The 22,755-nt window shown below is 55.2% G+C and carries 17 protein-coding genes and 1 pseudogene; 9 read left to right on the top strand and 9 right to left on the bottom strand.

Translation table 11 applies throughout. The features are described 5' to 3' along the window. Positions 1 to 115: 115 nt before the first annotated feature. The 4 genes from CQ009_RS27260 to CQ009_RS27275 all read left to right on the top strand — a co-directional run bounded on the left by CQ009_RS27260 (position 116) and on the right by CQ009_RS27275 (position 3,010). The gene (locus CQ009_RS27260; protein WP_105709260.1) at positions 116 to 1,489 is read left to right on the top strand and encodes a DUF1329 domain-containing protein; all 1,374 of its coding nucleotides are present in this window, start codon (positions 116 to 118) and stop codon (positions 1,487 to 1,489) included. Positions 1,490 to 1,653: 164 nt separating this feature from the next. Further along, positions 1,654 to 2,133, top strand: coding sequence for a hypothetical protein (locus tag CQ009_RS27265; RefSeq protein ID WP_105709261.1), 480 nt, complete (start codon positions 1,654 to 1,656; stop codon positions 2,131 to 2,133). A 215-nt stretch (positions 2,134 to 2,348) separates the two neighbouring features. Further along, positions 2,349 to 2,594 carry a plasmid stabilization protein gene (locus CQ009_RS27270; protein WP_064387938.1) on the top strand — a complete coding sequence of 82 codons (246 nt, stop codon included), beginning with the start codon at positions 2,349 to 2,351 and terminating at the stop codon, positions 2,592 to 2,594. Beyond that, positions 2,591 to 3,010 carry a type II toxin-antitoxin system VapC family toxin gene (locus CQ009_RS27275; RefSeq protein ID WP_105709262.1) on the top strand — a complete coding sequence of 140 codons (420 nt, stop codon included), beginning with the start codon at positions 2,591 to 2,593 and terminating at the stop codon, positions 3,008 to 3,010. The genes CQ009_RS27270 and CQ009_RS27275 overlap by 4 nt, the downstream gene beginning before the upstream one ends. A gap of 313 nt (positions 3,011 to 3,323) precedes the next feature. Here the strand turns inward: CQ009_RS27275 and CQ009_RS30570 are convergent, their stop codons facing one another. The 4 genes and pseudogenes from CQ009_RS30570 to CQ009_RS27290 all read right to left on the bottom strand — a co-directional run bounded on the left by CQ009_RS30570 (position 3,324) and on the right by CQ009_RS27290 (position 7,539). Beyond that, the gene (locus tag CQ009_RS30570; RefSeq protein ID WP_371748303.1) at positions 3,324 to 4,187 is read right to left on the bottom strand and encodes a methyl-accepting chemotaxis protein; all 864 of its coding nucleotides are present in this window, start codon (positions 4,185 to 4,187) and stop codon (positions 3,324 to 3,326) included. Continuing rightward, a pseudogene (locus tag CQ009_RS30575) lies at positions 4,182 to 5,243 on the bottom strand (methyl-accepting chemotaxis protein); the annotation flags it as partial. The gene CQ009_RS30570 and the pseudogene CQ009_RS30575, both read right to left, overlap by 6 nt. Positions 5,244 to 5,422: 179 nt before the next feature. Beyond that, positions 5,423 to 6,883, bottom strand: coding sequence for a glycosyltransferase family 39 protein (locus tag CQ009_RS27285; RefSeq protein ID WP_105709263.1), 1,461 nt, complete (start codon positions 6,881 to 6,883; stop codon positions 5,423 to 5,425). A gap of 68 nt (positions 6,884 to 6,951) precedes the next feature. Beyond that, positions 6,952 to 7,539 (bottom strand): GNAT family N-acetyltransferase, encoded by a 588-nt coding sequence (locus CQ009_RS27290; RefSeq protein ID WP_105709264.1) that lies wholly within the window; start codon positions 7,537 to 7,539, stop codon positions 6,952 to 6,954. A gap of 665 nt (positions 7,540 to 8,204) precedes the next feature. Here CQ009_RS27290 and CQ009_RS27295 point away from each other — a divergent pair. Continuing rightward, a complete protein-coding gene (locus CQ009_RS27295; protein ID WP_105709265.1) occupies positions 8,205 to 9,941 on the top strand; it encodes a hypothetical protein in 1,737 nt (578 codons plus the stop codon). A gap of 91 nt (positions 9,942 to 10,032) precedes the next feature. On the opposite strand, the gene CQ009_RS27300 is transcribed toward CQ009_RS27295, so the two are convergent. Together CQ009_RS27300 and CQ009_RS27305 are read right to left on the bottom strand one after the other, a co-directional pair. Continuing rightward, positions 10,033 to 10,959 carry a PliI family lysozyme inhibitor of I-type lysozyme gene (locus CQ009_RS27300; RefSeq protein WP_105709266.1) on the bottom strand — a complete coding sequence of 309 codons (927 nt, stop codon included), beginning with the start codon at positions 10,957 to 10,959 and terminating at the stop codon, positions 10,033 to 10,035. Between the two features lie 573 nt (positions 10,960 to 11,532). Then, positions 11,533 to 12,420, bottom strand: a complete 888-nt coding sequence (locus CQ009_RS27305; RefSeq protein ID WP_105709267.1) for a WYL domain-containing protein — start codon at positions 12,418 to 12,420, stop codon at positions 11,533 to 11,535. Between the two features lie 565 nt (positions 12,421 to 12,985). Between CQ009_RS27305 and CQ009_RS27310 the strand changes: the two genes are divergently transcribed. Further along, positions 12,986 to 13,342, top strand: a complete 357-nt coding sequence (locus tag CQ009_RS27310) for a 4-fold beta flower protein (RefSeq protein ID WP_105709268.1) — start codon at positions 12,986 to 12,988, stop codon at positions 13,340 to 13,342. A gap of 213 nt (positions 13,343 to 13,555) precedes the next feature. Next, positions 13,556 to 14,809, top strand: coding sequence for a hypothetical protein (locus CQ009_RS27315; RefSeq protein ID WP_105709269.1), 1,254 nt, complete (start codon positions 13,556 to 13,558; stop codon positions 14,807 to 14,809). Positions 14,810 to 14,849: 40 nt separating this feature from the next. On the opposite strand, the gene CQ009_RS27320 is transcribed toward CQ009_RS27315, so the two are convergent. The 3 genes from CQ009_RS27320 to CQ009_RS30580 form a co-directional block, all read right to left on the bottom strand. Further along, entirely contained in the window at positions 14,850 to 16,796 is a 1,947-nt protein-coding gene (locus CQ009_RS27320) for a tetratricopeptide repeat protein (protein WP_105709270.1), read from the bottom strand. Positions 16,797 to 17,158: 362 nt separating this feature from the next. Continuing rightward, positions 17,159 to 18,931 (bottom strand): SIR2 family protein, encoded by a 1,773-nt coding sequence (locus CQ009_RS27325; RefSeq protein WP_105709271.1) that lies wholly within the window; start codon positions 18,929 to 18,931, stop codon positions 17,159 to 17,161. Positions 18,932 to 19,107: 176 nt separating this feature from the next. After that, a complete protein-coding gene (locus CQ009_RS30580; protein WP_105709272.1) occupies positions 19,108 to 19,476 on the bottom strand; it encodes a 4-fold beta flower protein in 369 nt (122 codons plus the stop codon). 252 nt (positions 19,477 to 19,728) lie between these two features. On the opposite strand from CQ009_RS30580, the gene CQ009_RS27335 reads away from it, so the two are divergent. Continuing rightward, on the top strand, positions 19,729 to 21,033 hold the full coding sequence (locus tag CQ009_RS27335; protein ID WP_105709273.1) for a hypothetical protein: 1,305 nt from the start codon (positions 19,729 to 19,731) through the stop codon (positions 21,031 to 21,033). Between the two features lie 431 nt (positions 21,034 to 21,464). Further along, a complete protein-coding gene (locus CQ009_RS27340) occupies positions 21,465 to 22,358 on the top strand; it encodes a TIR domain-containing protein (protein WP_105709274.1) in 894 nt (297 codons plus the stop codon). Positions 22,359 to 22,755: the final 397 nt, after the last annotated feature.

Raw genomic sequence — 22,755 nt, forward strand, 5'->3', positions numbered from 1 at the left:
GGCGGACTTTCAGTCGCAGTAGTTTTTGCCTGATACACCGCTATCGCGAGCAGGCTCACTCCTACGGGGGATCTGCGGTGATTTGCAGACCTCACTCCCATTTCGGAGATTGATCATGTTTCACAACTCACGATTGACTAAGGCTTCGCTCGGGCTTGTTCTAGGTCTTGCCGCCGGCAGCGTTTTCGCCGCCATCACCCCACAACAAGCCGAACAACTGAAAACCTCCCTGACCCCCATGGGCGCCGAGCGCGCCGGCAACGCCGCCGGCACCATCCCCGCGTGGACCGGCGGCATCACTCAAGCCCCGGCCGGCTACAAACCCGGCCAGCATCACCCCGATCCGTACGCAACGGACAAACCGCTGTTCACCATCACCAAAGCCAATCTCGACCAGTACAAAGCCCACCTCAGCCCCGGCCAGATCGCCCTGTTCAACAGCTACCCTGACACCTTCCAGATGCCGGTCTACCCGTCACGCCGTTCGGGTTCAGCGCCGCAGTGGCTGTACGACAACACCCTCAAGAATGCGACCTCGGCCAAGCTGCTCGAAGGCGGCAGCGGCTTCTCCGATGCCTACGGCGGCGTACCATTCCCGGTGCCCAAGGACGGCGTTGAAGTGCTGTGGAACCACATCACCCGCTATCGCGGCATCTACGTCGTGCGCCGCGCTTCCGAAGCGCCGGTCCAGCGCAACGGCAGCTTCGCGCTGGTGACCTCGCAGCAGGAAGCCCTGTTCAACTACTACCGCCCGAACGGCCAGTTCGCCGACCTGAAAAACATCCTGTTCTACTACCTCGCCTTCGTGAAAAGCCCGGCGCGACTGGCCGGCGGTGCCGCACTGGTGCACGAAACCCTCGATCAACTCAAAGATGCGCGCCAAGCGTGGATCTACGACGCCGGCCAACGCCGCGTGCGCCGCGCACCGAACCTCGCCTACGACACGCCAATCGCCTCCTCCGATGGCCTGCGCACCGCCGACGACACCGACCTGTTCAACGGCTCGCCGGATCGCTACGAGTGGAAGCTCAAGGGCAAACAGGAAATCTACATCCCCTACAACAATTACAAGGTCGGCAGCCCCGAGGTGAAATACGCGCAACTGCTCACCCCGGGCCACCTCAATCCGCAATACACCCGCTACGAACTACACCGGGTCTGGGTCGTAGAAGGCAACCTGAAACCGGGTTCGCGACACATCTATTCCAAGCGTGTGCTGTTTCTCGATGAAGACAGCTGGGGCGCGGCACTGGTCGATCAATACGATGGGCGAGGGGAGTTGTGGCGCGTGTCGATGGCCTACCTGAAAAACTTCTACGACCTGCCCACCACGTGGAGTGCGCTGGACGTGTTCCACGATTTGCAGGCACGGCGTTACTACGTGCAGAACCTTGATAACGAAGAGGCGGAGACGGTGGATTTTGCGCAACCGGTGCCGGAGGACGCTTACTTCATGCCGTCGGCGTTGCGCCAGCGCGGCACGCGGTAATGGTCAGACGTTGCGCCTGAAATGCGCGTATCAACAGTGGATTTTAATCGCGATTGAGTCTTTCGAACTGTCAGTTCTAACAGGTCAAAAGACTCTTTACTTGCAGCATGCTGCTCTTGCGCCGATACCGGTGTGGGCGTTGGGCAGAGCGAGAGGTGGACGATATGGATGCTGATCAGGCAAGTAAAGCATCGCGTGGCACGATGAAAGGAATGGTTCAGAGTTACCGGGGAGGTGATGACCAGTTAGTTGACGAGTTCAGATTTGAATCGACACTGGTTCACCGATTTGACGACCAGGGCATTGGATTGATCGTTTCGGGAGATATAGATAAGCCACGCAACGCGCAGATTTACGTGGCTTTTAAAAATGACCGTCAGCCCAGTGGCAAATTTTCTTTTCCAAATGCAGAGATCAAGCATCTGGTGTTTATCGACGGCGAGTTTTACCCAACATACGGGGCGCGTGCCGGTGAAGTTGTATTTCAGAACAAGGATGGACCGGATGTGCCGACCGGGTTGAGCGTCAATGGCAAATTGACGTTCACGACCGAATCTATCGGCAACAAGTATTTCAAAGTCGAGGTGATATTTGCTGTTGAGGGTTTGACTAAGGGTAAAAGGCCGCGCCAGCACGGGCACTGATCAGCGGCTGCCTTTGTGTATCGCATTGGCCAAGTGTGGGAGCCTGCTCGGGAAGATGTTGGTACAGCCACTATTTATGTGGCTACCATCTGCTGCAGTTGACCACCCAAGCGCGCCAGTCGAAATGAGAGTGGCCGCTTATACGATCACCGATTTTTAGCCAGAAAGGATGTGCTAGCCTGCAATCAATGATTTCATTGATTGCAGGGGGCATCATGGCCAGCATTACAATTCGAAACCTTGATGAAAAGCTCAAGGAACAACTGCGCATCACCGCGGCTCACAATGGGCATTCCATGGAGGAAGAAGCTCGACTCATTTTAGGCCGAGCTCTGACGACGATAGACCGTACCGGTGGTCTTGGCAGCCGAATCCGCGACAGATTCAGTGCTGTCGGCGGAGTAGACCTCGATTTGCCGGAGCGTTCAGAGAAAGCCACTGCGGTGGATTTCTTCGAATGATAGTGCTTGATACCAACGTTCTATCAGAGTTCATGCGAACCGAGCCTGAGACCCGGGTGCTCGCCTGGGTTGATGCACAGCCTGCGATGGAACTGGCTGTGAGTGCCGTGACGGTGGCAGAAATACTTCACGGTATCGCTCGGCTGCCTTCCGGAAAGCGCAAACAAAAACTTGAGGCCCATGCGATGGCGATGTTCGAAGAAGACTTTGCCGGACGTATTTTGTCTTTCGACGCTCATGCCGCTGTCGAGTACGCGACGCTTGTTGCAGATTGTGAATCAAAAGGCCGCGCGGTTTCGATGGCCGATGCGCAAATTGCTGCGATCTGCCGAACCCATGGCCTCCCCATAGCTACCCGTAACGTGAAGGATTTCGAGTTTAGCGGTGTAGAGATGATTAACCCGTGGGCAGCTTGAGCATCACAAAAGCGAAGTAGATAGCCCCTGAAAAAGCTCGCTACCCACATGGCACTGTAGGAGCTGCCGAAGGCTGCGATCTTTTGATCCTGCTTCAGATTGTTCAAAAGCGAAGATCAAAAGATCGCAGCCTGCGGCAGCTCCTACATGATGCGGAGTTTTTTCCGGGGCATCGGGGTGACAGGCCTGACGCAATCGCGGGCAAGCCCGCTCCCACAGTTCATGAGTCGAACACAACATCTGTGAACGACTCAAAACCCTGTGGGAGCGGGCTTGCCCGCGATTGGTTTTTTGCTTCAGCGCTGTACGAAGATCAAACGCGGAAATGGCTGACCATCTGCTGCAACTGACCACCCAGACGCGCCAGTTCAACACTCGACGCCGCCGTCTCATCACTGGCTGCGGCGGTCTGTTCCGACACATCGCGTACGTTGATGATGCTGCGGCTGATCTCTTCAGCCACGGCGCTCTGTTGTTCAGCAGCGGCGGCGATCTGCTGGTTCATCGACTGGATGTTCGACACCGTACGGGTGATGTTTTCCAGTGACGCGCCAGCCTTGCGCGTCAGGGCGACACTGCTGTCGGTCAGCGCGCGGCTGTTGCTCATTACCGCCGAAACCTGCTGGGTGCCATTCTGCAGACCGGCAACCAGGCCTTCGATTTCTTCGGTGGATTTCTGCGTACGCTGAGCCAGGCCACGCACTTCGTCGGCAACCACGGCAAATCCACGACCGGCTTCACCGGCACGCGCGGCTTCGATTGCAGCGTTGAGGGCCAGCAGGTTGGTCTGTTCGGCAACAGCCTTGATCACGTCCATGACGCTGCCGATCTTGTCGCTTTCCTGTTGCAGCACGCTCATGGCTTCGGTCGAACGCACCACTTCGCTGGCCAGACGCTCGATCTGGGCGATGGCTTCGTTGACCACTTTGTCGCCTTCACGGGCTTCGCCGTCAGCGGCGGCAGCGGCTTGCGAGGCTTCTTCGGCGTTGCGCGCGACTTCCTGCACGGTGGCAGTCATCTCGTGCATCGCGGTGGCGACCTGATCGGTCTCGACTTTCTGGCTGTTCACACCGGCGCTGGTCTGCTCGGTCACGGCCGAGAGTTCTTCGGCGGCGCTGGCGATCTGGGTGACGCCGTCGCGGATGCCGCTGATCAGGTCGCGCAGGGTCACGCCCATGCGCGCGATGCCTTGTTGCAGCACGCCGAGCTCGTCGCGGCGGGTGACGGTGACGTTCTGGGTCAGGTCGCCGCTGGCGATGCGCTCGACCACGGCCAGGGTTTCTTGCAGCGGACGGGTGATCTGACGGGTGATGATCACCGCAGCAATCACGCCGACCAACAGTGCCAGCAGGGTGCTGATCAGCTGGAAAGTGCGCGCCTGGGCACTTTCGATGTCACGACGGTCGAGCTGGATCTGGTACAGCTGCTCGCTCGTGGTGACGATGGCGGCGCCTTGATCGGTCATTTCCTTACGGGCTTGCACCGCATCGGTGTTGGCGTTTTTATAGGCCATCAATGCGCTGCGATAGTTGACGAGTGCGGTTTCCAGCTGACGCAGTGCGTCTTGCTGCGAGTCAGCAAAATGCACATTCAGTTGCTTGAGGCTGGCAATGGCGGCGTCAATCTGGCCGATGGCTTTCTGTTCGGTTTCGGCATTGGTGGTGGCGGTGTAGCCGCGCACTTCGTAGCGCGCGAGGATGAACGCTTCCTTGGCGGCGGTGATCGCCTGGAACTGTTCGAAACGCTGTTCGCTCATGTCCATCTGCTGCACGCGTTTGCTGATCGACTCGATCTGGTTGTACGCGGTCTCGGCACTCACGCTCATGCTGTCGCGGGCGCTGTTGCCGGTGCGATAGGCGTTGCGCATTTTGTTCAGCGACGTCTGGTATTCAGCGATGGTCGCGGCCTGCTCCTTGAGCAGTTTGACGTTTTCCGGGCTCTTGAAGCTGTTGATCAGCTTCTGTTGTTGCGCGGCGAAGCTTTCGAGGGTTGTCTGCACATTCTGCGCGGCGGTTTCATCGCCATTGGTCAGCATGTATTGCAGGCGCACCACGCGCAGTTTGGTCAGGCCGGCGTTGAGCTGGGTGATGTCGCTCATCCAGTTGCTGCGGTCGATCAGGCCACCGAGGCTGGTCCAGCCCGTCAGGGCCAGTACGCAGGTCAGGGCCAGCACCAGGCCGAAGCCCAGGCCCAGTTTCATGTTCACGCTGATGTTGCCGAACCAGCTATTCATCAAAAATCCTCCAGAAACGTTGGGTTTCTTGTCGTCGGTTAGGCTGGAAGATTGTTGTTTTTTTGAGCCAGCAAGGGTGTTAGCAGGTTTGTATCGGCCGCATTTCCCAGAGCTGAAAGGATTTTGTCCTACGGAATTTGTAACAGGCGTTCTTGCGGCTCTGCGATGACGGGAGGGGGTTAGTTGTTGCTGAGGACATCTTCGTAACCGACGAAGTAATAGGCCTGCCGACCGACCTTCATGGTCATCAGTACTTGCAGTGGGGCGGTGGGTTCGATATCTGCGGCAATAACCGCCACATTGGTTGGAGATGCGCCAAGAAACTCCCGCAACTGCGCCTCAGTATCCAGGCCCTTGAGCACGCTCTGCGTATAGAACACGCTGGCGCCGCCCACTCGTTCGTTGGCTTGAAACAGCGCCACCTGATGACCTTCCGCTTGCAGTGCTTGAATATGTTCGGTCAGCGGCAGGAACGACAGGTGTTTATCGGCGTTTGGCAACGCCCATTGAGCGGCACCGAGATAACTGGCGATCACCACGGTCAGAACGCTGACGGCCAACGCCTGACGATGACGAGCGATTCGGCCGACAAAGCTGTGGGTCGATTCGTACGCCTTTAGCTTGTCGAACAGCACGCCTGCGTACTCTGCGGCAATCACCGCTGCCGCCGGGGTCATCGACATCAGGTACACCGTGCGTTTGCTCGACGCCAACGTCAGCATGACGAATTGCGCAACGACCCACAGGCTGAAAAACAGCAGATAACGATTGGCCTTGAGCTGTTTGCGGAAATGCCACAGCCCCAGATACACCAGAATGTTCCACGGCAAAAACGCTTGCGGCAACTTGGCGAGGTAGTAATGGAACGGCTCGTAATGCCCGGCCTCGACGAACGACCCGCTGAAGCGTCCGACGCTGTTGGTCAGCAACACTTCTCTGACCGCTTGCGCACCGTCATGCTGATAAAGCACAACCAGCCAGATCAATAGCGGAATCAGTCCTATCACGGTCAACAATCCCGGCCGCAACCAATCAGCGATCTTCAGGCGTTTATCGATCAAGGTATCGGCCAACAGATAAGCAAAAATCACCACCCCCGGCATCGCCAGCCCCAGGACACCCTTGCTCAATGTGGCAATGGCGATCCCGATGACAAACAGCAGCGAGTTGCCGGCGGTCGATGCACGTTGCGCCTGAAAAAACGCCAGCAATGCCATCGTCACGCCGAGGGCCAGCAGCGCGTCTTCGCCGACGCCGCGCACGTTGCTCCAATAACTGGCCATGGTCGCCAGCAAAATCCCCGCCGTCCACGCGATTCGCTTCGGCCGCTCGAAACCGCGCAACATGCCGTAGAGCACCATCACGCTGAGCAATCCGGCCACCGCCGACGCCAGCCGCACCGACCACGGCGATACGCCGAACACGCGCATGGCGCCAGCGTCGAGCCACAGACTCAGCGGTGGTTTTTCCAGAAATGGTTCGCCGAACAGGCGCGGCGTTACCCAGTCATTGTCCAGGTGCATTTCCATGGCGATCCCGGCGACGCGGGCCTCGGTGGAGCCTTGCAACTGATGACCGCCCAGCGCGAAGAAAAACAACAAGGCGGCAAGCAGAAACAGCGAAGGGGCGGCACGCGACATGGTTTCAGGCTACCGAAGGGGGCGGGAGCCTCGAGCATACGTCGCCATTGCTGAACAAATCGTGAAGCTCACACCATGGGGCGTGACCAGCGCTTTTCCGGCGTTTCGAATGCCGGATTGACCAATGACGTCAGCACATGATCCTGCCAGCGCCCGGCAATGTTCAGGTAGGCCTTGGCATAACCCTCCCGCTCAAACCCCAGCTTCTCCAGCAGCCGCGCGCTGCGTTCGTTGCCGGGAATGTAGTTGGCCATGATCCGGTGCAGGTTCTGCGTGTCGAACATGTAGCCAATCCCGGCGTCCAGCGCTTCACGCATCAAACCCTGGCCCTGATGGGCTCCGTCGATGTGATAACCGAGGTAGCAGGCCTGAAACGCGCCGCGAATGATGCCACTGAAATTGCACGCGCCGATCATCTGCTCGCCATCCGGAGTCAACAGCGCGAAATGCATCGCCAGCCCGGCCTCAAAGGCGCTGGCCTGAATCTCCAGGCGGCGGCGAATCTGCTCGGTGGAAAAATATTCAGTGGTGCGGATCGGCGACCAAGGGGTGAGGTGGCGCAGGTTGCGTTGGTAGAACGCACTTTCGAGGCCGGCCTGATCCGGAGCGAGAATCGCCAGCGTCAGGCGTTGGCAGGGCAGGGACAGCAGCGGCATCGGGTGCTCCTGGGCGAAGGATCTACCGGCAGCGTCGCGCAATTGTCCGGGTGACGGCAAGTCGTGATGAATTTCAGGCAAAAAAAAGCCCGCGGGAGAGCCGCGGGCGAACCGTAGTTTCTTGAATGAGCGGGTGGACTTTACAAGGTTGGGCCGCGTAGCTGCAGTGAAGAAAAATTCATATCGATGTGCGGTCTCGACGCTGATGCACCGGCATAAAAAGGCAGACCGGCAGCCAGTCGACCTGCGCACGTTTCACCCAGCAATAACGACCTTGAAAAGCGAGTTCCCTGATCAGTCCCTGACAGGGGTGCAAAAATCAGCTGAAATCTCATTTGATAATGTTTGTCGAGGGCACTAATGTCGCGACGCTTTGTGGGTGGTCATCAAAACCCGCGAACGTCATGACAGGTGTCTCTGCCAAACAGGATCAGCCGTCGCAAACCCGGAGGATGGCTCTACAAGGAGTAGTAAAAATGATGCATGGCGCGTATCCCCAGGTCCTGGCAACAGCGTGTAGCACCGGGACGGTGGTTCAGCCCCGGCGTTCAAGGCAAAGCCGGCGCTGGCGCCTTTTTGCCGCGCTGCTGCTGTCAACCGCCATGGCGGTCTGCAGCGCGGCGACGGTTCAGGCACAGACTCGGGCACCCGACGCTAGAGGGTTGATGCACGAAGCTCAACGTCTGAGCCGCGATGGCTTGCTGGCGGATGCCACGGTCGCTGCCCGGGCGGCGATGGTTGCCGGCCGAAAAGGCAGCGCCCTCGATTTTATCGAACTCGACGCGGGCGCCTTGCTCGTTGATCTGCTGCACAAACAGGCCCGATATGACGAGGCCCGCCGTGCCGCTGAAGAGCAGATTGCGTATTGGGAAAAGCAAGCCGCCGACAACGGTGCATCGGGCAAGCGCGACGCTCGGAGCACGGGCATGCTGGAGCGGGCAATCGAAGCGAGCATGATGGCGGGTGAAAGGACAGAGGTCGCCCGCCTGCAAGAAAAGCTGTTCGCGGTGACCAGCCCCGATCCCGCTTCATGGCGTTTGTCGCCGGACGAGCCCCGCTTGCGTTACGACCTCGCTGACTTTTCGATGCCCCTCACGGTGGGGGCGTGGACATTGACCAGGTTCCAGCCGGCCGAACAACGCGACTTCAACACTCTTGTTCTTTACACGCAGGCGCTCCCGGGCGGTCGCCTGACTGCCGAGATTGCCGTGTCCTATGACGAGCATCAACGCAAGATCAGCGCTGCCGAACGGCAGGCATCGCTGCAGTCCTATCAGGCGCGGCACAAGCCAAGTGCGCTGGAAATGACCATGCCCGATCTCGCCTACGACGGCCTGACCGCTTTCAAGCGCGCAGATCAGAGTGAATGTGAGGACAAGCAGTGCATCAATGCTCATTGGCTTATCTTCCGCGGCGACTGGCGGATGGATATCGATGTCAATTTCGGATTGCAAGACGAGGCCCAAATCGCGCAGCAAGTGCGCCAATTGTTCGCCGCGCTGAAATGGCGCAGCGCACCGCCGCTGTTTCGTGAACGGCCACTGGCTCAGCAGGTGCGGGATATCGAGGTGGCCGCTTCACTGCCGGACGGCGTAGCCAAGGCTGCGGCACTGGCGGAAAAGGCGCTGCCCGACGCGCACTTCCCGGACGAGATTGCGCGGATGCAGACTTACATCGGCATCGATCAATATCGGCGCGCAGATCTCGAGGCCGCACGTCGTGCACTGGGTTTGGCGGTGTCAGCCTGGGACGAACGGGTCGTCGATGAACTGCTTTTTCGCAGCGCGTTGGACTTCGCCGCGGACATCGATTATCGGCAAGGCCGAAACGAGGACGCCGTGGCGCTGAACCGCAGATTCATCGAATGGCAGATGAGCGATGCGACACTGGGCTGGCATATACCGAAGGATGAAAACGCCTTGGTCAATGAACGCCAAGGCGTGCATTTGCCGCTGCGCGTGGGCGATTACCGTCTGCGACCGAACACCCATGGGCGCTTTTACTACGAAAACCTGCAGAGCGGGGCCCAGCTCGGCCTGACCGTGGGCATGCCAGCCTCTTCTGATCAGGAGCTGGAGTCCATGCTGCGCTCCTTCATGGCGAATAATCTCGGCTTGCAAGCTGCGGGTCTCAGCAAAACAGGGTTTTCAGCCAAATCGGTAGCCCATGAAGACATCCCGGCAATCGGCCATAAATGGGAGTTCGAGGTGACGCAGTCGCCGGATGGACAAGGTTCCTCCAGCGCAGATCCTGAGACGGGCGCCTCGCGCAAGACGCCGACGAAGATGGCGTTCTGGATCGTCGATCGCAAAGAGCAACGGTCGATGTTGCGGGCACCGATTACAGACAGTGGTCGATCCAGGACTGAAGCGGAGCACGTTGCGAAAGCGTTATCGTGGTAGAGAAGGGCATGGTTCAGGGCATGTGATCGGTAGCGGCATCTGCTGGCGAACATGCCCGCACCCACTCCTTGCGGCGGCGGCCATGATCATGTCAATACTCCGCCACCTTGCCTGCACGTAAAACCCATCCCGCCTCTCCGGGCACCAACTTGTACTGAACCTGGCGCATCTTCCCCGTGCGACCGGTTCCGGCGTCCGCGCTGCCATACACAGGGAAGCGCTGAATGAGCGTGTTCTCCACGACAGCAAATGAGTCCTCACCCTGATAACCCTCGGCGGTTTTCGGGTTGTCGCTGATGGGCGGCAGATAGATTTCGCTCAGGGATTTTTTGTTATTCGCCGAGTAGGCGATCAGTTCACCGGGCATCCCGCGACCGGGCGAGCGAGTGAAGACGTAGAGCTCAGGCGAGCCGTCATTATTCAGGTCGCCGACCTCGGCGCGGATGATATCGCCGTTGAGTGGGCGGGCGATCATTGAGTTGTCGATCTCCAGGCCTTGGGGTTCGATACGCAATGTGGGTTTGCCATCGAGCAGATCCGCTTTCACATGAAAATCGATGCCCTGCAACGCCACGTGTTGATCGAAAGGTCGCTGGTTATCCACTGCGTTGCCGTTGGCGAGAGTGAGGGAAATCTCGTAGTTGGCCACTTCATCGCGTCGGGCAGCACTGCGCATGAGATAGACCTGCACCGTGTAATCGCCATCGGCCGGCAACGAGCCGAGGAAATGATTGCCCATGACCGAGCCGTTGAACAGCGCGTAATCAGCACCTTTGGTGGCGAGGTTGAAGGCGGCGGAAAGGTTGGCAGATTTAAAGCCCACCGTCAGCATCTGCCCGGCTTTGCCGCTGAGCGTGTACTCCGCAGTTTTATAGCCCTTGATCGACTGCTTGAATTGCACGCTGCCGTGGCCACTCTTGTAGACGACCTGCTGGACTCTTGGCGGGATGTCGGTGGTCGCGGCGTGCGCAGACAGTGAAACGAGGGTAGCCAATAGGACACGCAGCCAAACGTTCATGAAAGTCCTTGGGTCATTGCCGGTGGCTCAAAGCATAGTTCCGGCGCAGCACGCCAGTCCAATCGCGCTGATCCGGAAAATCCCGAACTTCAGATGCGACAAAGCCCGCACTTGGCGGGCCTTGTCGTTGAGAGTTGGTGGGCCGGGGTAATCTGAATCAAGCCGCTATCTTATTGATTTGTATGATTAATATCGGTTTTTATTTTTAGTTGGAATACCAACTGGAATACCTTGCGAAATTACACTCTAATTTATCCCCGCACTCCGCTTGTACTTAATCTGACAATTGAACGCATTAAGGCTGACCAGCTTACTTCGTAGTCATGATTAGCAGTGAACTGTGCATCGCTCTCGGTGGCGACAGGCGCAAACGTCCAAAAGCAGCCAGCCGAATATCGTAAGGCAGGGTTTGAATACCTGTACCGCCCTAGATCATCATCTAATCGGGATCAAAGATGCAATGTAGTAATGCGTCGGCCTACTTGATAAATGACAATGGCCGACGTTGAGTTGCCCACGCTTAACACGTGAAGCGTGCGATTTCCTCTCGCTTCGCGCCACGGGTAGCACTGATCAGACGCTGTTTGTAGGCTTTGTGTATCCTGGTGCAAAAATTGCGCTCTCTACACCATAAAGAGCCAGCGGATCGCTCAACCATAAACGATAAGCATAATCTTTGATGCTGTGATCGGGTGAGCAGTCGATATGGTATTGCTGCAGCACATAACCAGCCATCGCGGCACGCACACGAAGCCGCATAAGTCCGTCACGCATCCCGTAATCCAATACGACTAATTCAGTGGAGTCTTTGTCTGGGTGAGGAATGATAGGGAGATCCAGCATACGATTCCACTGATCATCCTGTTCCCAGCTCTCTTCAGTCCTAGGCTTCTCACCGACAGAGATCTCGGCATTGCTCATGCGAGTGAACACAAAGTCTGAGAAACGTTTGCCTTTGCGATCAAACGCCCGGACATGCCAACGAAGGCCATCACAGCCAATAGCAAACGGAACAATCTCTCGCGTTGAATGCCCAGATTTCGACATGTAGTCGATTTTTACCACCTGCCTGAGGTGAATTGCGCGCGTCACTGGTGCAAGGATTTCGATCTTAGGACGGCTAAGTAACGACACAGACTCGTGTCGGATCAACGAGCCCTCCCCAGAGTCGACGCCATCGCCGAACCCTTGCGAAAGCGTAACTAGCACGCGCTCGGAATTATGCGCTACCTGGGGGACAAACTGCTCACGAATAATGTAATGCTTGGTAACCGGATCAAGCTCAGTGTTTTCGGGGGCAAGCTCACGGTAAAGCGCAAAATCCCGCGTAGCTGCCGCTGAAGCCACGCCAAAACGTTCCATTAAATCCATGCGCGATACAACCCCCAAAAAAAACAAACGGAAGTCTATGAAGGCGAGGCGCTCCTGTTGCGCCTTGCTGTAATCGCTGAGGTCAATCATGTTTTCTCCGTTTGGCTGACCATCGAATGAAACCAATCACTAATGTGTCAAGGATAACACATGATTGGTTGACGTCATCAAAATGATGATGATAGTATCCTGTTATGGATGGGGTTCATGCTCGCCTTGAGCAGGTGAACAATCTCCAAAAGAGGTTGGCCAGAGGTGGAGAGTGACCCGGAAATAGAAAAGCCGACCAAGGTACGAACTTGATCGGCTTTTGAAAAAAGACGTCTGAACAGGCTCCAGATGTCTCTCGCGCTTCAGAAAAAGCGTTGTGATGGTAGCCCCTATAGGGTCCGTTCGCAAGGGAGCGAGTTTTGTGTTCGAGCCTATCTCTGTGAGAGACGAATCATGTCCCAGCTAGAGATGTTCGAAAAACCGGACGAGGAAGGGCAGGTCATCTACCGCATGACCATCCGCACCAAGTCTGGGAAGGTGATACGACGAGCGAACGGCCAGCCGTTTCGCATCGTTCTTCGCCCAAAATCGGCTTAACAAGCCGCCCCGCTTGACCCAGGGCATCAGTTGATGCCCTGCACTCCCTTTAGAATGGAGCAATCCTATGAGTCAGGATTTTTACGATCGCAGCGGCGTCCCTATCGCCTATACCGATGACGGTGTCCATATCTTTACCTTCGGTGGATCACCAGTTGGGTATTTTCATGATGACTCCATGTACTCGTACACGGGACAACATCTCGGCCGGATTACTAATGGGTTGATACGTGACAACCGCGGTCAGGTAGTGTTTTTTTCAAACAATGCTACTGGAGGCCCCATGAGACCTTTGTGCCAGTTGAAGCCCCTGAAAGGTCTCAAGCAGCTTAAGCCTCTCAAGAGCCTTCGGCAGCTCCAGCCCCTACGCCCAATGCTTGACAGCAACTGGTCGCAGCTTTCCGGGCAACAGTTTTTCTTCTGAACAATTGCCCGGTTTAATGGTGCTCGTATGGGCGCCATTTTCGGGTGGCATGGGTTAAGAGACAGACCTGAGTCTCCCTACAGAACTTCTCGGATGCCACTCTTATGCTGTGGTGGGGAAATCGTCGCGCGCTATCAAAGCGACATCCTCTCAAGTGCAAAGATAACCTAGATTGCGCGGTAGCTAATTAAACTAAGGGAAGATGAGATTCTGATGAAGGGATACGGCGAGTTTGAGATCCAACAAGCGCTTCATTATGTATGCTCCGCAGATAACCCAAGAGAAGCGCTGGACCGCTTCCAGGAACATGTTGAGCTGCTAGGTGACTGGCGCATCATGTACGCGGCGGATGAAGCTGGTGGGCCATTTGGCTTGGTACGGGAGAAGTTTTCTCAGAAAGGTTTCGTTTCGACCATGCTGCGCGGGAAGTCCGTCTGGATTCTGGACAAAGCCTTCGCTTTGTCCGAAACACGGGTTAACTACATACTGGGTGGCTCGCTTTTTCTGGATTCGAATGCGGCCAGCTACATTCGCAAACTGTCGTATGCAGAACGTATTTCACCTGAACTCGACGCTGTGCGTGCAGATCTGCAGCGGATGTTCTCCGTAGATGATCTCGCGAGGCTGAATTCATATGTATACCTGTGTGAAGCGCAGAAAAAGTGGTCCCCCGAGACCCGGCAGTTTTGCAAAGAAACGGTTGCTGCTGTACATGCGCTGTCGCTTGATGAGGCTCCATTGAGTGAGGGTTGGGGAGAACGGTTTCGCACCCTTTACCAAAAACGTGCCGAGGCGTTCGCCGAGGAATGGATCGACGGGTTTTCGCGCAATCTGGAAGCAGGGTTGGGCGTCGCCATTGCCCAACAAGCTGCGGCCGCAGAATGCATGATTCTACGTGCCAAGATTCTCGAGTGTAGCTCTTCAGCGTCACCGGAGGCCAAGATGGAAGCGCTGCTCAGCTTCATGCACGATGAGCTGCGAATTTTCATGCTGCGCGAGCTAATTGTATGTGCCGATATTCTCTTCCATACAAAGAAAACAAAGCTTTCCGAAAAACTGAACTCGGTGCTGGACAAGAAAGATCCGCTCCACATCATCAATAACTGCGCCTGGGATTTGTACATACTGAGGCTCATCGAGTCGCTGTCGAATCCCCGACACTTGGAGGGCGTAGATTTCTGCCTAGACCGCTTAATCACCTTCGATGAGGACATCGTTGATGTCATTTGTCTGACTGAGTTGCGCGCAGTAGCGGTTCATCTTGATTCACATCGAGCGTATCCATTCTTTAATCATGAGTTGACTGGTTGGCTGGCGGGCTTGATTGGGCACAAGCGTATGGCGGGTTTTTCAGGGAATTTGCAGGAAGACGCCTTTAACCAGCGCGCGGATCTTAGAAGCCTGGAGAATGTGCAGAGAATTCTGGCGGAGGATCGTCTTAGGCTACTGCAGTTGGCCAAAAAGTAGGTGATGATTTGTCTGACGGCGGCAATAAAGCATATCGCACCTAACGAAGGGCAAAGGGAAGATCGCGGCGGAGCAGAGCCGCCAGCTCGTGATCTGGAAATCTGTCTACGGCGGTCTTCCACACCCGGCTAGCGTCTTCCAATTCCCCGGCGTTCCAATGTACTCCGCCCATATTGAACCACGCTAGCTCGTAGTTGGAGTTCAGCGCAATGACCTTCATATAGGCATCGATCGAATCGCGCACGCGTCCCAGTTTCTCGTAGGCTACTGCGACCTGGAAGTAACTCATATCGTCCGGCTGGATCTCCTCGGCTTGGGCCAGCAAAATCGGCAAGCTCTCCTCGGGTCGATCGAGGAAGTTCAGCGCCGTGCCGAGGCAATAGCCATAGTGCCCGCCCTCGAGATCATATGCGACCCGAAAGCAGCTCTCTGCTTCGTTCCAGTTATCGTTGTCCTGCGCCCAGTGCCCCAAACGATCCCACAAATAAGCGGCTTCATCGGCCCGTACATGCTGGATATTTGCCTCGAATTCGGTCTTGAATGCGGGATAGGTCATATCCACGGCCGAATCTTCCGACCGTAAGTACAGCCTGTTCAGTAGTCGTTCTCTCAAACCGCTGGGACAGTTCGGATGAGCCCTCAGATATCGATCCCAGAACGGAATACTTAGCCGCGCATTCTCTAGCGAGGTGCGCCCGAAACTGGCGACCTGTTGACTGCACCATGGCCAGATCCAGGCTTCCTCTCCCGCATCGCTCAGTAGCGTATTGATCTCGCGAAACGCCGCCTTCCCGTCACCGAGATTGAAGAAGACGTTTATTCGCCACCCCAAGACCGAAGATCGTTTTCCCAGAGTAGGCTCGGCGAAAACCACGTTGTCGAAATGCTCGAGCGCCTCTTCGTACTCGCCTTTTCGGTGACAATGGAGTCCCAGGGCGAAGTGCGCTTCTGGAAGTTGAGGGTTGTGGTGCAACGCCTCGCAGAAAGATTCGGCTGCTCTCTCCCCGTCACCTAGCTTCTCGTAGCTGGAACCGAGGTTCTTGTAGCACTCCGCCAGAAGTATTTTGCCGTCGTCGCCAGTCAGGTGCTGAAGAGCGATCTCATATGCCTTAATGGCTTCATCTTCGCGTCCTAGCGCCGAGAACCCGTTGCCAATCGAGTATTGGAGGTTTCCCGCATCAAGCCCGCCAGTGTCGAGCTTGGACACGAGATAGGAAATGCCATCCGAGATGCGTGCAGCCTTGCCGCTCCGCCCAGCCATGCCGAGATTGATCTCCGCCAGGTAGCAAAAAATCAGCGCATCATTATCTTGAGGTAGGACGGAGGCGAACTTCTCAAACGCGGAGCTGATCATGTCGTCCGCGCCGCTGTTATAAAGGCTAGAAAGCATCGCTGCAGCCTGCGCTCCATCTTCCGGAACGTGCAGGTCTGGGCGGGCAGCTTTTACGATGCTGGGCAGATCTTCGGGACGAGCAGTTGTTTGTGCGACCCGCATGCCCCTCAATGACGCTGCACCGGATTTCGTCAAAGCCGCCAGGGACTTTAGGCGTGCGTCAGTAAGGAGCTCTGAGAAGGTCACGGTGAGCGTTTGCTGCTGCGTCCAATTCTGTCCGCTATGCTCGTACTTCCGTATCACAGTGTCGGCGGAGCAGAACCTCAGCGTGTCGGTCGGAATGTGATAGCAGGCGAAGAAGGAATGAGGCTGCATCAGCAGGTAATTAAGATTGGCCCGCTTTATCTCGATACTGACCGACCCGTCAGCATTTGCGTCCCTTTCCGTTCCTTTTAATTGGACGTGGATTCTGACGTTGGTCGCGCTTTCGCGATCGATAACCTCGATCTGGCAGTCGGTTCCATAATCCTTGCGGTCCGAAGCCTGCAGGACAAATTCTTCCGAATTCGATAACAAGCTCTGGAAAGCAGCTTCGGCCTTGCTTTCCGTTGCATGGTTTCTGTGACGCTTTGGCAGATCGTCGAGGTGATCCATCTTCTATCTTCTAAGCACTGAGCGCTAATGCATGGTATTTCTGCAGGATAGTAGCAGGTCCTGTGACGAGGATAGTTACGCCTTTATCGAGCTATTAGCGACAACAGCTATGTGCTTCAGCCGGCACGGAGGGCGGGCTTCACGTGCGATTGTGTCCCTGCACCCTTGACGCCCTTAGGAGGCTGCGAAGTGTCTTCGGCTCTTTGCTCGCCACTCCCCCGTTGAGCATGTGTTGTTGGGGCGTTCGTGACTGGAAAGCCGACGACTGCTCTTGGCCGATGGCAGCCCCTCGTGACGGAATGCAAATCGGCCGCCTTTTGCCTGTAATGGTGAGAGGCGCAGCACCCGCATCCCTTGTAAGGTCAATATCGAGACAGTCGCTGAAGACCCTCTAGGAATCTCTGGAGATAGGTTTCGCTGCCGAACGCGAAACCAGCCTCCAGAAGGGGCATCTTGTACTCATGCGTCGAGTACTCATGTGCAAAGCGATTGATGGTTTCCGAATGCCATGACAGACGTCCGACGGCGATCTGCCGGAACTGTCCTTTCTCAATCATATCGTTGAGAACTTCCTCGGTAACGCCGCGCTCTTTTACGAAACTCATGAGACACAAAAATTCAAACCGTTCGTAGAGCAAGTCTGCATCATGGACGCCGGCGAAGGCGGGTGCCCATCTTGGGCACAGGACGCTTGCCAACCGGTTGCTCAAAGGCGTTTGGGAATTCGTCTCTCCCTCGAAGCCCTTCCAGTGCGGTGTAAGGTTGCTCCCCGCTTCCAAGTAGAATGGTGAAAGATCAACACCGACAACGGTCGGCAGCTCGCGCCGATTAATCACGGTCGTATTGAAGAGCTTATACAGCTCATTCAGGCGTCCCGCCCTTGTGAGCCCCAATCCGTATCCGTAAAAAACTAACGCTGCTGGATAGTTCTTCAACGCCAGCCAATGGGTATATCCGGACTGGTTTTTTTGCGCCTCGGCGTAAAGGCTTTTGATTGAGTCGAGCACCAGGCCCAATTCGTCGCCGCTTCCCCAACGACCCAATACTGTTGCAAGTCTTACCAATGGTTCGATGGCGGCTTCGTGCGCAAGCACCCAGTCAGTGAAAGACTGGCTTCTCCGGTCCTCGCTGGAGGCAAATAAGGGGGCGAAGTGCGCAATGGCTTGTTGAGTTTGAGATGTCACCAAGTCATCCAGTTGAATCCGGTGCTCGGGCTTGGCCATGAAACGCTTCGCCATGGCGATAGCCAAATCTATGTCAAGCGGATTGGTATAGCGGGACTGCTGAATGGTTTCTAATTTCAGATTCAGTCCATCAAAAAAAGTGTCGGCGTCAGTGCCACCGACGACAGTCGCGCGACGATGGGTCACGAGTTCTGCACCGCGCTCGGATAGGCGTCCCCGTGCCAGCCAAAAGGTAGGGTAGCGCCGATTGGGTGCGCGAAGGAACGCGGAGCGCAGAGCGTGATCCCATTCTCCTGACCAGCCTGCAACGATAAGTCCGAACTCGTCGATAATTCGGTCAAGAAGGTCGTTGAATTCGGCCGGGTAGTCACCCAGTTCAACATCCGTATTAAGGATCCTGGCGTCTTTGTAATCGCCGTGAATTTTCAAGATGTAGCACTGCGTATGAGTGAGTGGCTCCGCGCCTACCAACGTGTCAATAGAACTCACCACTGTAGGCTCGATCCCCAAATCGCGAAGAGCGTTTTCCATCAATCGGTCAAAATTGGTGGTGACGATGATGCGCACATGGCCGGATTTAACCATGGCCGCGATCGCCCGGTGGGCGGACGTTGGCATCTTGAGGCCGTCTTCCAATTCCTGCTCGTTTGGCTCCAAAAAACCCTGAATAATTGCGCGTCTTTCTGTTTGCGTGCTGGCCAAGGCCTCTAAGAGGGTAGAGTAGTTGGGCTGCTGCCCGGTCTTACCTAAGAACCAAGCGAGCCAATCATCCTGATGACCTACGCCCTCTGCGATGCCGGCGCGCTTCACCAGTTCCATCGTGATTTCCCAACCCGTGGGTATACCGGCGGAGCGCGACACGCCCGACCCAATGAGCACTGCGTAAACACCCTTGTTTTCATACATGGAAAACGCAAGCTGGGTGGTTGGGTTAGTCGCAATAGTGGTCATGCCGTAGTCCTTAAGAGGCTGGAAGCGTCCGACCGCTACGTTCTGAGAGGCCGTTATCCTATGCGATAGGGAGTGTAATTGAAGACCGCTGTTCAAGGGAGCGGCAGCTATCCATCCTTAATTCTCACGCGACTTTCGGCGGGTTACCGCCGGGAGCCGTTTCATAAGCGTTTCTCTTATTGGGCGAGCCAACTGAACATTGTTAGGTCGGACCATCCGCCCGTAGGGCGAGAAGGTCTGGATGGTCGCGACGGACGCGAAGGTCTAGACGGACGAGAAGGGCGCGACGCTCTAGAGGCCCGAGTTGGCCGAGTTGGGCGAGCGGTGCCCATTACTCGTTCATTTGGGTTCCAAAGCACCGGTCTTCCCGCATGATCCATGCAGAGCAGCCCACGAACCGCTCCCAACCAATTACCGGTTTCAGCAGACCAAGCATGATTGTTTGCAAGGTAGGCAATCCAATTCATGTGTGAGTCAAAAATATGCTGACCCGGTTCAATCCAAGCCATCAATTCACAGTTCTGATCGAATAACGGATAGAGCATGATAATTTCCTCTAGAGTGAATCTGTCATGCTAGCAGTGTGAAATCACGACGAGAGTGGAGGGCGGAAATTTCAGGTTCAGCGACCCTTCGAAGAGCGTCCTGAAACGCCCGCTTGTAGTAAAATTTTTGGTCTTCAGAAACTGCGGAAATCCAACGTCGTCATTGGTAAGCGTAATCAACCACTCGGGCGGCGATGAGCAAATTTGCGTTGATTTTTGTGGCTATTTTCAAAAGTGATACAGGGGGGCGGGGTGGGCGAAACCGAAGAGAAAATTAATCCGACTGGGCACCTTAATGCGTTAGCGGTCTGGGCAAAACAGAATGAGGAGTGCTACGAGGCGATTCAAGAAAAAAGATTGACCGCGCTGAAATTGGCGGTTCAATGCATAAATGATGGAACATTAGATTCACTTGATGGTGTGGGATCACCTTTGTCTTGTGAAATAAAAAAGCACCACGGGGTTGAGCTTTTTGAAATGAACAGGAATTGGGTGGAGACCTCTCAGCATTGGAGATGCCCATGTTGTGAAAGAAGTAAGTTTGAGGTTTCCAGGCTCGGAAGTAAGGGGCAAATACTTGCGAAGCTAGTTGAACATCACGATCACATGGCCGATGCGCTCAAAGCAGCGTTTAATCAGGTTTTTGTTGAGAGTGGTACTGAAGAGCCAACAAATACGGGATTAGCGCTGATCGAACGAATGGCGCCGGCATTTTCAGCTTATGCTGCGGTTTTGATTTGTGAGGATTGTAATAACGCTGATGCGGCAGCAAAAAAAATCCTGTCCGCCAGAGGTGATCGTGTTGAATGGCAATCCTTTTCCATCGGGCAGATTCGGCAATTTACTAACGTTGGTAAGCATGTATCACATCGTATAGATGAATCAAAGGTGATGGCGCTGTGGCGACTCGCACGGCCGTCGTACGTGGCGAGAATGCAATTGGTTTATCAGGTCGCCAAGGCGGCAGTTCTGCAAGACTACTGGTATGAAAGGTATCCGTTCGGGACAGTTGCAATTCCGACTTTATCAAATGGGTACCATAGATACGGCGGTTTGGAACTAGTGAATGGCGAGTTATTAAGCCGCGAAACGTCGAGGAGCAATATTGTTCACCAGGCCAACCGTAGTCGGTGGCGTACCGAAAGTAAGCCTGCAGGGAGCGTCCCTCCGGCGAATTACTTGGCTATGTTGTTGTCGTTGCCAGGGTGTGCGCGGATGTGGAACGAGCTGGAGGAGTCTTGGAAGTGCCCAATTTGCCAGCGCTTGAAGTTTGAGGTCGTGACGTTCATGAAAGGTAAGGTGGCTTTTCATACCCATGTACCGACGCGACTAAGCACCGCTTGGAGAGGGATACACCAAATATGCATGGGTTGTTGTAGCGTCGTAACAAACATGAAATTGGAACTTGAGAAAGGATTCGGGGTTGATGTAGGTGCAACATTCGATTGCATTACACCAGATCAGTTGCGCTCTATCTTAAGGGCTCGCCCTCACTCCGCTCCGTTGGTAGATGGACGGAAAGTGCAGAAGCTGATTGATGATTGGCTCTCGCGTTAGGATTTGGTCCAGCAAGCTATTGAACTCCATTTTTCCGGCCTAGGGCGTGAATGTATGCTTGGTTTGCATTCAAATGACTGGTCCCGACCCTGGCTGTACGAAAACGGTTTAGAAAAATTCTATGGTCAGAAACGCAACGAAAATCGCGTTCCTACGAAAATTTTAGGTCTGCTGAGTATCCAGTCGCCGAGACATTTTACGTAGCAATACAGATAAAACGATGCATGCCTTTTCACACAGCCTGGACCCAAAGCTCCCATTCCTGGCAGGAGTTTTTTGGCCGGAAGCGGCCCCTTGTTAAGGGCTGCTAACGCCAAAAGAGGCCATTCACAGTTGCCCGAAAACGGTGAGAATTCAGTTCGCTTACCTTGTGGTCATCCTATGTCTGATAATGCTCTTTATCACACATAGGATAAGAAAGGATTCACCTGATGGCTCGCGCTAAATCCCCGACCGGCACTACTGGATTTGCTCCCAAACTGAAATTGGCCCCAGACCAAATTGAGCGGGGGATTCAACGTCTCCAAGATCGCATCACCGAGTTGAGAAGTTTCGATGCATCTGAGCTCAATGATGAGGGCGACTCTCCAAAGCTAACGGCCCTCTCGGCCGCAATTAAAGACACCTTAGAGCGGTGTTTTGGCGAAAATACATCGGTTTTCAACCGCTTAGGAGACGCAGCAACACTGCATTTCTTCCCCGGGTATTACTCGCATGACTACCCGCTTAGGCATCATTACGTGACAGGTACTCAGGATAATATCCAGCAATCGATCCTTATGCTTGCAGAGGCGCAGCGCACTCTGAGGGAAGATCTTGCCGATCATGTACTTGACCGTGAACCCGAGCCTACGGTAAGTCCCAACACGTCAACTTTGTCACGTCGTGTGTTTGTGGTGCATGGCCACGATGACGCGGCACTGCAAGGCCTTGCTCGCTTCCTCGAAAAGCTGGGTTTAGAGGCCATTATCCTTAAGGAGCAGCCTGACCAAGGGCGAACCATTATCGAGAAATTCGAGAATTCGGCGGGTGATGTCGGTTTTGCTGTTGTGTTGTTAACGCCTGACGATCTAGCTAAATCCGCAAAATCGGATACTCCGGATCCTAGAGCTCGACAGAACGTCATTTTTGAGCTTGGCTTTTTTGCCGGGAAGTTGGGCAGAGGCCGTGTATGTCTTTTGCGCAAAGGTCACGTTGAAATCCCCTCAGACCTGTATGGCGTTATCTATACCGAGATGGATTCGGCAGATGGTTGGCAGACAAAACTGGTGAAAGAACTCAAAGCCGCGAAACTGGATTTTGATGCCAACAAGCTTTGGCAGTGACCCGAAAATACCAACCCCGGAAAGAAAGTGAATGACTACGACGCGCCGCCCCCCGGGTTTGCTGCAAAGCAATATGAACGCCTTGCGCTGCTCTATCTCGTGGTGAGCGCACGGCGTCGGGGTTGGGAACTGGGCTGAAGATCTGGACTACATCAAGGCGGGACTGCTGATCCTATTGCAAACACTAGCGGGATTGCTCAAATGGGTATATGACAAATGCTTCAGCTAGCCATTGCAAATTGAGGACGTTGCTTTAATCCTAAGTTATGCGACGACTCACTCGGGCTTGGCGGTAAAGACATTACGATGTCGCGTGAGTCTGTCGCGGGTGTTCAATGATCTGCCACATGAAATGCGATAGATGCGGCATTGAGAAGGACGGTTGATGATCCGATAT

It is taken from the genome of Pseudomonas sp. MYb2 (genome assembly GCF_002979955.1).
Lineage (GTDB): Bacteria > Pseudomonadota > Gammaproteobacteria > Pseudomonadales > Pseudomonadaceae > Aquipseudomonas.